Annotated in this window: 15 protein-coding genes; 12 read left to right on the plus strand and 3 right to left on the minus strand. The window is 66.1% G+C overall.

Annotated elements, in window-relative coordinates; genetic code table 11:
* Positions 1-62 precede the first annotated feature (62 nt).
* From rpmF to VEI45_RS14650, 7 genes are all read left to right on the plus strand, one after another.
* Positions 63-236 (plus strand): 50S ribosomal protein L32, encoded by a 174-nt coding sequence (gene rpmF, locus VEI45_RS14620; RefSeq protein WP_324854363.1) that lies wholly within the window; start codon positions 63-65, stop codon positions 234-236.
* 77 nt (positions 237-313) lie between these two features.
* Positions 314-1,000 carry a response regulator transcription factor gene (locus tag VEI45_RS14625; RefSeq protein ID WP_324854394.1) on the plus strand — a complete coding sequence of 229 codons (687 nt, stop codon included), beginning with the start codon at positions 314-316 and terminating at the stop codon, positions 998-1,000.
* Positions 1,000-2,526 carry a HAMP domain-containing sensor histidine kinase gene (locus VEI45_RS14630; RefSeq protein WP_324854365.1) on the plus strand — a complete coding sequence of 509 codons (1,527 nt, stop codon included), beginning with the start codon at positions 1,000-1,002 and terminating at the stop codon, positions 2,524-2,526. The genes VEI45_RS14625 and VEI45_RS14630 overlap by 1 nt, the downstream gene beginning before the upstream one ends.
* Before the next feature lie 57 nt (positions 2,527-2,583).
* Positions 2,584-4,011, plus strand: coding sequence for a S1C family serine protease (locus VEI45_RS14635; protein WP_324854367.1), 1,428 nt, complete (start codon positions 2,584-2,586; stop codon positions 4,009-4,011).
* Entirely contained in the window at positions 4,011-4,553 is a 543-nt protein-coding gene (locus VEI45_RS14640; protein WP_324854369.1) for a MogA/MoaB family molybdenum cofactor biosynthesis protein, read from the plus strand. Before VEI45_RS14635 ends, VEI45_RS14640 begins: the two co-directional genes overlap by 1 nt.
* 7 nt (positions 4,554-4,560) lie before the next feature.
* Positions 4,561-4,707, plus strand: coding sequence for a hypothetical protein (locus VEI45_RS14645; protein ID WP_324854371.1), 147 nt, complete (start codon positions 4,561-4,563; stop codon positions 4,705-4,707).
* Positions 4,708-4,857: 150 nt separating this feature from the next.
* Complete coding sequence (locus tag VEI45_RS14650; protein ID WP_324854373.1) at positions 4,858-5,283, plus strand: MscL family protein; 426 nt, start codon at positions 4,858-4,860, stop codon at positions 5,281-5,283.
* An 18-nt stretch (positions 5,284-5,301) separates the two neighbouring features.
* Here the strand turns inward: VEI45_RS14650 and VEI45_RS14655 are convergent, their stop codons facing one another.
* Together VEI45_RS14655 and VEI45_RS14660 are read right to left on the minus strand one after the other, a co-directional pair.
* Entirely contained in the window at positions 5,302-5,973 is a 672-nt protein-coding gene (locus tag VEI45_RS14655) for an SAF domain-containing protein (RefSeq protein WP_324854375.1), read from the minus strand.
* Between the two features lie 65 nt (positions 5,974-6,038).
* On the minus strand, positions 6,039-6,386 hold the full coding sequence (locus VEI45_RS14660; protein WP_324854377.1) for an FmdB family zinc ribbon protein: 348 nt from the start codon (positions 6,384-6,386) through the stop codon (positions 6,039-6,041).
* Positions 6,387-6,448: 62 nt separating this feature from the next.
* On the opposite strand from VEI45_RS14660, the gene VEI45_RS14665 reads away from it, so the two are divergent.
* Positions 6,449-7,189 carry an HNH endonuclease family protein gene (locus VEI45_RS14665; RefSeq protein WP_324854379.1) on the plus strand — a complete coding sequence of 247 codons (741 nt, stop codon included), beginning with the start codon at positions 6,449-6,451 and terminating at the stop codon, positions 7,187-7,189.
* Here VEI45_RS14665 and VEI45_RS14670 read toward each other — a convergent pair.
* Entirely contained in the window at positions 7,186-7,785 is a 600-nt protein-coding gene (locus VEI45_RS14670; protein WP_324854381.1) for a 5-formyltetrahydrofolate cyclo-ligase, read from the minus strand. The genes VEI45_RS14665 and VEI45_RS14670 overlap by 4 nt on opposite strands.
* A 24-nt stretch (positions 7,786-7,809) precedes the next feature.
* Between VEI45_RS14670 and VEI45_RS14675 the strand changes: the two genes are divergently transcribed.
* The 4 genes from VEI45_RS14675 to glpR form a co-directional block, all read left to right on the plus strand.
* Entirely contained in the window at positions 7,810-8,718 is a 909-nt protein-coding gene (locus tag VEI45_RS14675) for a UTP--glucose-1-phosphate uridylyltransferase (RefSeq protein ID WP_324854383.1), read from the plus strand.
* 70 nt (positions 8,719-8,788) lie between these two features.
* Positions 8,789-10,102: a gephyrin-like molybdotransferase Glp gene (gene glp, locus VEI45_RS14680; RefSeq protein ID WP_324854385.1), complete on the plus strand. Its 1,314-nt coding sequence runs from the start codon at positions 8,789-8,791 to the stop codon at positions 10,100-10,102.
* Positions 10,103-10,165: 63 nt separating this feature from the next.
* Positions 10,166-10,777, plus strand: coding sequence for a GNAT family N-acetyltransferase (locus VEI45_RS14685; protein ID WP_414687484.1), 612 nt, complete (start codon positions 10,166-10,168; stop codon positions 10,775-10,777).
* Between the two features lie 135 nt (positions 10,778-10,912).
* Positions 10,913-11,955: gephyrin-like molybdotransferase receptor GlpR (gene glpR, locus VEI45_RS14690; RefSeq protein ID WP_324854389.1), on the plus strand; the 1,043-nt coding region annotated here is incomplete at its 3' end.

An 11,955-nucleotide genomic window follows, 5' to 3' on the forward strand; every position in this document is an offset into this window, starting at 1 on the left:
GCTTCAACTTCGCTGTCGAGCTGCTCGAGCGGCGACCCCCCTACCAGTAGTAAGGCCCGATTATGGCTGTGCCAAAGCGCAGGATGTCGCGCGCGAACACCCGGAGTCGGCGCGCGCATTGGAAAGCTGCCAAGCCCGAACTCGTCGGTGTGACGGTGGCCGGCCGGCAACACAAGGTGCCGCGCCGGTTGCTCAAGGCGGCCCGCCTCGGCCTGATTGACCTTGATCGCCGCTAACTTTTTCGCCAGGAGCTGGGCAATTAGCCCATGCGCCTCTCAGGGCGCTCTCAGGCGATTGGATGAAACTTGTGGCCGTGCGAATTCTTGTCGTTGACGACGATCGAGCCGTGCGTGAGTCGCTGCGCCGTTCGCTTTCTTTCAACGGCTACTCGGTGGCGTTGGCGGAAGACGGCGTAGAGGCCCTCGAGATGATCGCCGCCGACCGGCCCGACGCGCTCGTTCTCGACGTGATGATGCCGCGGCTGGACGGCTTGGAGGTATGCCGTCAGCTGCGCAGCACCGGGGACGACCTGCCGATCCTGGTGCTGACCGCGCGCGACACTGTTTCGGAGCGGGTCGCGGGCCTGGATGCCGGCGCCGACGACTATCTGCCCAAGCCGTTCGCTCTCGAGGAGCTGCTGGCCCGGATGCGGGCCTTGCTGCGCCGCACCAAAATCGATGACTCAGGCGAATCCGCGGCCATGACGTTCGCGGACCTCACCCTCGATTCGGTGACCCGTGAAGTCACTCGCGGGCAACGCCATATCAGCCTTACTCGCACCGAATTCGCTCTGCTGGAGATGTTGATCGCCAATCCGCGCCGGGTATTGACCCGCAGCCGGATTCTCGAGGAGGTGTGGGGCTTCGACTTTCCCACCTCGGGCAACGCGTTGGAAGTGTACGTCGGATACCTACGTCGCAAGACCGAAGCAAATGGCGAGCCGCGACTGATCCACACCGTGCGAGGAGTGGGTTACGTGCTTCGCGAAACACCGCCCTAATGCCCTTGTTCCACCCGCGAAGTCGAGCGCAGCTGCGAGCCAGCACCTCGTTGTCGCTGCGGTGGCGGGTCATGCTGCTGGCGATGTCGATGGTGGCGATGGTCGTCGTCCTGATGGCCGTCGCCGTGTACGCGGTGATCTCCGCGGCGCTATACAAGGACATCGACAACCAGCTGCAGAGCAGGGCTCAGCTATTGATCGCCAGCGGATCGTTGGCGGCTGATCCTGCGAAGGCCATTGAGGGCACTGCATATTCGGATGTCAACGCGATGCTGGTGAATCCCGGCCGATCGATCTTCACTGCCAACCAGGAGGGCCAGACGCTGCCGGTCGGACCGCCAGAGAAGGCGGTCATCCGCGGTGACCTGTTCATGTCGCGGCGCACGGCGGCCAGTCAGCGGGTGTTGGCGGTTCACCTGCCGAACGGCAGTTCGCTGCTGATCTCCAAGAGCCTGGCCCCGACCGATGCGGTGATGACGAAGCTGCGTTGGGTGCTGCTGATCGTCGGCGGGGTCGGCGTCGCTGTGGCAGCGGTTGCCGGTGGGATGGTTACCCAGGCCGGGCTACGTCCAGTGGGCCGGCTGACCGAGGCGGCCGAGCGGGTGGCGCGCACCGACGATCTACGGCCCATTCCGGTATTCGGGAGCGATGAGCTGGCCCGGCTGACCGAGGCTTTCAATCTGATGCTGCGAGCGCTGGCCGAATCTCGGGAACGCCAGACCCGCCTGGTCGCCGATGCCGGTCACGAACTGCGCACCCCGCTGACGTCGCTGCGCACCAATGTCGAATTGCTGATGGCATCAACGCAACCGGGTGCGCCGCCACTACCCGAGCAGGAGATGGTCGATCTGCGTACCGATGTGATCGCGCAGATCGAGGAATTGTCCACGCTGGTGGGCGATTTGGTGGATCTCACCCGAGACGACGCCGGTGAAGTGGTGTACGAGCCGGTTGACCTCAGCGAGGTCATCGACCGGTCCCTGGAGCGAGTACGGCGGCGCCGCAACGATATTGAGTTCGAGGTCGACGTGATGCCCTGGCAGGTCTACGGCGACTCCGCGGGCCTGTCACGCGCGGTGCTGAATCTGATGGACAATGCGGCCAAGTGGAGTCCATCGGGGGAGACCGTCGGTATCAGGCTCCGGCAGTTGAACGCTACGCACGCCGAGTTGGTGGTGTCCGACCACGGACCGGGGATCCCGACGGCTGAGCGTGCGCTGGTGTTCGAGCGGTTCTTCCGCTCGAGTACGGCGCGGGCGATGTCTGGCTCGGGTCTTGGGTTGGCGATCGTCAAACAGGTCGTGCTCAATCACGGTGGGGCGCTGCGCGTCGAAGACACCGTCCCGGGTGGCCAGCCGCCGGGGACGTCGATATATGTGCTGTTGCCCGGACGGCCGATCCCGACATCGGAGTACCCAACACCTGAGGAAGTTGCGGCGGATGTTAACCCCTCGTCAAATCGGGGGAACTCTCTAGGTCCAGCGAACGTTATCTCAGTCGATTCTCAGACCACGCAGGCAGGGTAGTAGTCCAATTACTGTCAAGCGTGAACCGACTGCACAAGGAAAGAGCGACCGAGCGACATGACGAATCACCCGACGTATTCGCCACCGCCGCAGCAGCCCGGATACCGCCCGGTGTCCGATCAGCGTGGGGCCCCAGGCTATTCCGGCCATGGCCAGCAGACATATCCTCAGCACTACGACTGGCGCTACCGCCAGCAGACGCAATTCGGGCAGCCGTACGGTTCGTTCGGTGGCGGTCAGGCAGGTCCGGCCGGCAGCCCGCCGCCCCAACTGGGCGTACCGCGAAAGCGGTCCCGCGCAGGAGGATTGGCTGTCGGCGCATTGGCGATCGCAGTCGTATCGGCCGGCATCGGCGGTGCGGCGGGCTCGGTGATCGAGCACAACGGGCGGCTGCCGATCGCCAGCGACGGGACATCTTTGGGTGGCGCGGCGCCTAGTTTGCCGGCCGCGAACGCCCCGGTAGGCACCGTCGAACAGGTCGCCGCCAAGGTGGTGCCCAGCGTAGTTATGCTCGAGACCGATCTCGGCCGTCAGTCCGAGGAGGGCTCGGGCATCATCTTGTCGTCGGACGGGCTGATCCTGACCAACAACCACGTCGTCGCCACTGCGGCCAATCCCGGCCACCCTGCTCCGCCACGTGAGGGCGGTGGCCCCCGGGAGCCAGACGGCCCGCGGGAGCCAGGCGGCCCCCGGGAGCCGGACAGTGACCGCGCCGGCGGGACACCGAAGACCACAGTGACATTCTCCGACGGGCGCACCGCAGAGTTCACCGTGGTGGGTGCAGACCCGACCACTGACATCGCAGTCGTTCGGGTGCAAGGCGCTTCGGGCTTGACGCCGATCAGCCTCGGATCGTCAGCGAACCTGCGCGTCGGTGAGCCGGTGATGGCGGTCGGGTCGCCGCTTGGCCTGGAAGGCACGGTGACCACCGGTATCGTCAGCGCACTCAACCGGCCGGTGTCGACGACCGGCGAGACCGGTAACCAGAACACCGTTCTGGACGCGATTCAGACCGACGCCGCGATCAACCCCGGTAACTCTGGGGGCGCGTTGGTCAACATGAGCGGCCAGTTGGTCGGCGTCAACTCGGCGATTGCCACGCTGGGAGGCGATTCGGCCGATGCGCAGAGCGGCTCGATCGGACTTGGCTTTGCGATTCCGGTCGATCAGGCTAAGCGCATTGCCGACGAGCTGATCAAGACCGGGACAGCGTCGCATGCGTCGCTGGGCGTTCAGGTCACCAACGACAAGGGCACACCCGGCGCCAAGGTCGTCGAGGTGGTACCGAATGGAGCGGCGGCGGCCGCCGGCCTGCCCAGCGGAGTCGTGGTGACCAAGGTCGACGACCGTACGGTCAACAGCGCCGACGCGTTGGTCGCCGCCGTGCGATCGAAAGCGCCCGGCGAGAAAGTCACGCTCACGTTCAAGGATCCGTCGGGCGACACCAAGTCCGTGCAGGTCACCTTGGGCAAGGCGCAGCAGTGATGAGAGCCGCCGCGTCGTGGCCGGAGCCCAGATATACGGTTGCAACCATGGAACAGAGCGCGGGGTTGGTCGGCAGGGCACTCGTCATCGTCGTCGATGATCGGACCGCGCACGGGGACGAGGACCACAGCGGGCCGTTGGTCACCGAGCTGCTCACCGAAGCGGGGTTCGTTGTCGACGGCGTGGTGGCCGTCGCCGCCGATGAGGTGGAGATCCGCAACGCGCTGAACACCGCTGTGATCGGGGGAGTGGATCTGGTGGTGTCGGTCGGCGGCACCGGCGTGACGCCGCGCGACGTAACCCCGGAAGCCACCCTGGAGATTCTCGATCGCGAACTGCTCGGCATTTCCGAAGCCATCCGAGCGTCCGGCTTGTCCTCCGGCATCATCGACGCCGGCTTGTCACGTGGTTTGGCCGGGATCTCCGGCAGCACCTTGGTGGTCAACCTCGCCGGTTCGCGATACGCGGTGCGCGACGGCATGGCGACATTGAATCCGCTGGCGGCCAGCATAATCGGCCAACTCTCAAGCTTGGAGATCTGACCCCGGCATGACCAGGCGAGGCGGCGACGACTGGGGCTTGATCAATCAGGTGTTCGGGACCGAGCTGCCGCGAGAGTCGACTGACGAGCGTGATCGCGGCGCGGATGATCGCGAGCAGTGGCTGAGGGAGAACGTACCCCCGCACCACATCTGAATCGCTCGCCGATGTCACGGCATAAATACCCTTGCATGACTAATTCGCTGCAAAGCCAGCAATCGCGGACGTACGGACATACGGTTTTTCCGGGTGATCTCGCATTGCCCGGTTAGGCCCAGGTAATTCGTAGTGACGGAGGTGGCTCGCGTGTTCAAAGGATTCAGAGATTTCTTGATGCAGGGTGACGTGATCACCGTCGCTGTCGGGTTGGTTGTGGCCTTGGCATTCTCGAACTTGGTCAAAGCCTTCACCGAGACTGTGATCAACCCACTGGTGGCGGCGGCCCAGCCCCATGCCGCGCTCGGATTGGGCGTGCAGCTCGGCGACGCAGGCAACAAGACGACCTTCATCGACATCGGACAGCTGATCGGGGCATTCATCTACTTCTTCGTCTTCATGGCGACCATTTACTTAGCGATCGTGGTGCCCTACCGCCACATCCAAAAACGCCGCGGCGTCACTGTGTTCGGCGAGGAGCCGGCCACCAAGGCATGCTCGGAGTGCTGCTCCGACATCCCCGAGGCCGCGCACAAGTGCAAATACTGTGCCAGCGACCAGCCGGCGGCCGCCTGAAAAATCCTGCACCCGCACTCAATGCAGAGTGAGGGTCACGGTTTGCACCAAGGCGGCGCCGGCCACGGCATTGGCCGAGGCGGCCGGCAGCGCCACCAGGACCACCCGATCGCTGGTCGCGGCCTGAGCCTTCTGCTTGGCCGAGACCAGGACCACGATCGCGTCGGTGGCTATGACACTGGGGACCGTCGGGTTGGATTGGGAGCTGGTCTCTGACGCGGCGACGACGTCGACCACATCGCCGGGTCGGACCAGGTCGGCCAGTGCGCTGTCCACCGGGTGCACCGGCACTATCCGGGCGTCTGGCCCTGCGGTCGACTCGGCCAGTCGGCGGCCCAGCAGCCGGACGTCGGTCAGGACCTCGCCGCGCCGAGTCGGCCCGGCCAGTGTCGAACCGATAATCGTGTCGATGTTCGATTGTGCCCCGTCGGGAATGGTCGGAATCAAACGTTTTTCGAGCCGGAGATCGTCGGCGGTCAGCGCGGCGCCCGGGCTGAGATCGCGGACCGCCACCACCACCTGGGCTCTCTCGCCGTCGGGGTCGGGCCGCACGGCTGCAACGCCGGCTAGGACGACGAGGCCGGCCGCGGCGATTCGGCGGGCCAGCAGGGTTCGCAACCAGTCCGGGCGCAACCACTGTGAGATCCGGGTTGCCAGCGACGGATTCAGCGATTTCTGGGAACCCCGCACGCCGCAACGGTAAGTGGCGTTGGGCAGTACAGGCGGCCGCCTGGAAGCCGCTTGTGGATAACCGGCTAGCTTGCGGCGGCCGCCGCTGACTTCGAGGTCTTCGAGCTTGTCGAGTCCGACTTGTCGCTGGAGCTGCTCGACTTTTCCGATGAGCCGGACTTGTCGCTGCTACTCGATCCGTTCGTGGCCGAAGGCGAGCTGGACTTGGCCGACCCGTTGGTCGAACTTTTCGTCGACTCACGGCTGTCGGTGCGGTAGAAACCGCTGCCCTTGAACACCACGCCGACGGAGTTGAACAGTTTGCGCAGCCGACCGGAGCACTGCTCGCATGTGGTCAGGGCGTCGTCGGTGAAGGCCTGAACGACATCGAAGCGGTTGCCGCACTCGGTGCACGCGTAGCTGTAAGTCGGCACAGAAACCTCCGTGATGGTCTAAACGGTTAGCACTCTACAGTCTCAAGTGCTAGAACCGCTATGTGGCGCGTGTCATTCCCGCCCGACGTGGCCGGTGGAGGAACGCACTGGCGCTGCTGATCATCCTCGGGATCGCGGTGGGTGTCGGTTGGCTCTACGTCCGCGACACCCGAGGCCAGGGACCCGCCGCAGTGCCGTCGGGGCGGCCAACCGAAACCAAGCCACCCGCGACTCCGGCCTACGACGTGGCACGTCGCGAGCTGGACGCGCTGCCCGTCAAGGGCTGGGACCGCTTCGAGGACTTCAACCGCGCCCGGTTCGGCGAGCCGTGGAGTGACGACGTCAACGTGGAGTTCGGCCACAACGGCTGCAACACCCGCGACGACATCCTGCGCCGCGATCTGGCCGACCTGCAGGTGCGGCCCGGGACCTGCTTTGCGCAGCGCGGCATCCTGCACGACCCCTACACCGGAGCGACCATCGTCTTCGTGCGTGGCCCGGACACCTCTCCGGCCGTACAGATCGACCATCTCGTCTCGCTGTCGGACGCCTGGTACAAGGGCGCACGGTTCTGGGACGACCAACGTCGCCGCGACTTCGCCAACGACCCGCGGAATCTGCTGGCCGTCGCCGGTCAGGCCAACTTCGATAAGGCGTTTCGCGACGCCGCCTCCTGGTTGCCACCGAACGTGGCATTTCGGTGCGCGTTTGTCGCCCGTCAGGTCGAGGTGAAGACCGACTACCAGCTGTGGGTGTCGGGCAGAGAGAAAGACGCCATGCGGCGGGTGCTGCGGGACTGCTAGCCGTACTCAGCCGTGGCCAGCTCGACCAGGCCGCGTCCGGGGGTCAGCGCATGCGTCATCGGCACGTCGTGTGGCTCCTGCGGCAACTCATCGAGCAGCTCCTGATCGCGGACCACTGCGATCAGGCGCGCCTGCGGATCCCGGTGCACCAGCGTGCGGTCGTAGAAGCCGCGGCCACGCCCCAGCCGCACGCCCGTGCGGTCGACGGCGAGCGCAGGGACAAGCACGACGTTCGCCTCGGCCAGGGTCGTTGCCGGTAGCCACGGCTCGGCCGGTTCGAGCAGTCCGAACCGGGCGGCCACCAGTCGTCCCGGCCGGTATTCGCCCCATTGCAGCGCGACCGGGGAGTCGTCGGCAGTAGTACGTGCGACCGGCAGCAGCACGCGGCCGGTCCGTCGTAGCAACAGATCCAGCATCTCGATCGACCCCGGCTCGGCGTCCATCGGCACGTACGCGCACACCGTGCTTCCGTTGCTGACCGCCGCATCGAGGTGTTCGGTCAGTGACCGCGCCTCGCCGGCCCTGACGTCATCCCCGACCGAACGGCGGGCTGCCAGCAGCTGTTCCCGCAACGCGGCCTTGCCCGCGGTCGCCATACCGTCAACGATATGGTTTCAACGATGCCAAGCTCAGAGGTTCCGGTTCCGCGCACCGCGATCGTGCCCGCGGCCGGTTTGGGCACGCGTTTTCTCCCCGCGACTAAAACGGTGCCCAAGGAGCTGTTGCCGGTCGTCGACACGCCCGGTATCGAGTTGGTGGCCGCCGAAGCGGCTGAGGCCGGCGCCGAGCGGCTGGTGATCATCACCTCTGAAGGCAAGGACAGCGTCGTCGCGCACTTCGTCGAAGACTTGGTGCTCGAAGGCACGCTGGAGGCGCGGGGCAAGAAGGCCATGCTGGCGAAGGTTCGTCGCGCACCGGGGCTGATCAAAGTCGAGTCGGTCGTGCAGGCCGAGCCGCTCGGCCTGGGACACGCCATCAGCTGCGTGGAACCGGTGCTGTCGGCCGACGAAGACGCAGTATCGGTGTTGCTGCCTGACGACCTGGTGCTGCCGACCGGCGTGCTGGAGACGATGTCGAAGGTACGCGCCGCCCACGGCGGCACGGTGTTGTGTGCGATCCAGGTTTCTCCCGAAGAGATAAGCGCCTACGGGGTTTTCGACGTCGAGCCGGTGCCCGGCGCCGGCAAGGACGTGCTGAAGGTCAACGGCATGGTGGAAAAGCCGAAGCCGGAAGACGCACCGTCGATGTATGCCGCGGCCGGCCGATACGTCCTCGACCGCGCCATCTTCGACGCATTACGGCGTATCGATCGGGGTGCAGGCGGTGAAATGCAGCTCACCGATGCAATCGCGCTGATGATCCGCGAAGGGCACCCGGTACACGTTGTCGTACATCGCGGCTCCCGACACGACTTGGGAAATCCCGGCGGCTACCTCAAGGCTGCGGTTGACTTTGCACTGGACCGTGACGATTACGGCCCGGAATTACGGCGGTGGCTGGTGACTCGATTGGGTCTGGCCGAAGACTAGTGGCGCCCGGCCAGGTCCGGTCTGAGGCACAGTTTGTGCCCGCACCGCTGTGACGGCAGAAAGGCGCGCTGTGCGTTCGGTGGAGGAGCAGCAAGCCCGGGTGTCGGCCGCTGCGGTGGCGCCGAGGCCAGTGCGTGTTGCGATCGCCGAGGCGCAGGGTCTGATGTGCGCCGAAGAGGTCGTGACCGAGCGGCCGCTGCCCGGTTTCGACCAGGCCGCGATCGACGGCTACGCCGTCCGCAGTGTCGACCTGCTCGGCGTCGGTGAATCCGAGCCGTCCATCGATCAAACCGGCGACGACCATCTGCGCGCAGTCCCGGGCGAGCCGGACGAATCGCCATCCTCGTCCGGCGGAGTGACCCTGCCGGTGATGGGCGCCATCGAAGCCGGCACGCGTACACCGAGCCGGTTGCAGCCTGGGCAGGCCGTGCGAGTGCAGACCGGTGCCCCGCTGCCGACACTGGCCGATGCGGTCTTGCCGTTGCGATGGACCGACGGCGGCCAATCGCGGGTGCGGGTGTTGCGCGGCGTGCGCTCGGGTGCCTACGTGCGGCGCACCGGCGACGACGTTCAGCCCGGCGATGTCGCGGTGCGGGCCGGGACGATCATCGGCGCCGCCCAGGTCGGGCTGCTGGCTGCGGTGGGCCGTGACCGGGTTTTGGTCCACCCGCGCCCGCGGCTGTCGGTGCTCGCGGTCGGCGGTGAGCTGGTCGATATCTCGCGCACTCCCGGCAACGGACAGGTCTACGACGTCAACTCCTACGCCTTGGCGGCTGCCGGCCGGGACGCGGGCGCAGAGGTGAACCGGGTCGGCATCGTCAGCAACGACCCGAAAGAGCTCGGTGAAGTCGTCGAGGGTCAGATCAACCGTGCCGAGATCGTGGTGATCGCCGGCGCGGTCGGCGGCGCGACGGCCGAGGCGGTGCGTTCGGTGCTCTCCCAGCTCGGCGAGATGGAAGTCACCCGGGTCGCGATGCATCCCGGATCCGTGCAGGGTTTCGGGCAACTGGGCCGCGAAGGTGTCCCGACGTTTCTGTTGCCGGCGAATCCGGTCAGTGCGTTGGTGGTCTTCGAGGTGATGGTTCGACCGCTGATCCGGTTGTCGCTGGGTAAGCGGCAACCGATGCGCCGGATTGTCCAGGCCCGCACGCTGTCCCCGATCACTTCGGTGGCGGGCCGCAAAGGCTTTCTGCGCGGACAGCTGATGCGTGATCAGGACACCGGCGAATACCTGGTGCAGGCGCTGGGCGGCGCGCCCGGCGCCTCGTCGCATTTGCTGGCAACGTTGGCTGAGGCAAACTGCCTGATCGTGGTTCCCCGTGAGGCCGAGCAGATCCGCATTGGCGAGATCCTCGACGTCGCGTTTCTGGCTCAGCGTGGCTGAGCGACACGGTGGCCCCCGCTCGTGAACCCGTGGCGCTCCAGCTCCCAGCATCCCGGCTGGCCGATGGCCGTGGGACCGCTGCGGGTTTCCGCGGGTGTGATCCGGCTGCGTCCGGTGCGCATGCGCGACGCCGCTCAGTGGAGCCGCGCCCGGCTGGCCGACCGTGCCCATCTGGAGCCTTGGGAGCCCAGCACCGAGGTTGATTGGACTGCGCGGCATACGATTTCGTCGTGGCCAGCGGTGTGTTCGAGTCTGCGATCAGAAGCTCGGAAAGGTCGTATGCTGCCCTACGCGATCGAACTGGAAGGCCAGTTTTGTGGGCAGTTGACGATCGGGAACGTGACTCACGGGGCGTTAAGGTCGGCATGGATAGGGTACTGGGTGTCCAGCTCGGTCACCGGTGGCGGGGTTGCCACCGGGGCGTTGGCGCTGGGTCTTGATCACTGTTTCGGCCCGGTCATGTTGCATCGGGTTGAAGCCACGGTGCGGCCGGAGAATGCGGCGAGCCGGGCAGTGCTGGCAAAGGTCGGGTTCCGCGAGGAGGGGCTGCTGCGCCGTTACCTCCAGGTCGACGGGGACTGGCGGGATCACCTGTTGGTGGGGCTGACCGCCGAAGAGGTCTACGGGTCGGTGACGTCGTCTCTGGTGCGCGACGGGTATGCCACCTGGGCTTGATCGTGTTGCAAATGTGACATGTGTGACTAATGGTGCTTGTCAGAGGCAAATTACAGGTGTGTAATTGTCCTGGGCGCGCCTCGACCGGATGCGCCGTTTACCGGCCTAGCCTGGCGGGGAAAGGAGCAGGTCACCATGCCAAGCATCCCGCAATCGTTGTTGTGGATATCGCTCGTGGTGCTCTGGCTGTTCGTGCTGGTTCCGATGTTGATCAGCAAGCGCGATGCGGTGCGCCGCACCAGTGACGTGGCATTGGCGACCCGCGTGCTCAACAGCGACGCGGCATCTCGGCTGCTCAAGCGAGGCGGACCTGCAGCAGGGCATCGTAGTAATCCTGACTGGCAGCCCGAGGACGACGAATACGAGGACCTTGGGGACTTGGACGACCTCGAGTCCGACGACACCGAGGAAATGCCGCAATCGCATGTGGTCGTCACGGTCGCTGCCGCGGTGTCTGTGGAGGAGGCCGGCCCCGAGTGCCTGGACGCCGAGGTGGTCGACGCCGACCCCGCGGCGCTTCGGGCGGGCGACAGTGCGGTGGCGGCGGAAGCGCTGCCCGCGGCCGAGGAGCAGCCCGAACCGGTGGCCGAGGACGCGACGGATGGCGACGACGCCGAGGCAGAGTTTGATGCCGACGAGGCCGACACCATCGATGACGATGACGCCGGTCAATACGAATACGTCGACGACACATCCGGGATACCGGTCGCCGAGGAACCGCCGGCGACCGTCACCCACGCATTCTCGCGGCGGCATCGATACGACGCGAACACCGCCGCTGCAGTTAGCGCCCGCAAATACGCTTTCCGTAGGCGGGTGCTGATGGTCATGGCGCTGATGTTGGTCGGATCGGCGGCGGCAGCGTTCCTGCTGACGTCAGCGGCATGGTGGCTCTGCGGCAGCACCGCCGCGGTGACGGTGCTCTACCTGGGGTATTTGCGCCGGCAGACCCGGATCGAAGAGCGAGTGCAGCGCCGCCGCATGCAACGGATGGCGCGGTCGGGGCTGGGCGTGGAGAACACCTACGATCGCGAATTCGACGTGGTCCCGTCACGCCTGCGGCGCCCGGGGGCCGTGGTTCTGGAGATCGACGACGAGGACCCGATCTTCGAGCATCTCGACTACGCGCCCTATGCGCGGGATTACGACTGGCACGGCGATTTGCCGCGGGCCGCCGG

It is taken from the genome of Mycobacterium sp. (assembly GCF_035623875.1).
Classification (GTDB): domain Bacteria; phylum Actinomycetota; class Actinomycetes; order Mycobacteriales; family Mycobacteriaceae; genus Mycobacterium.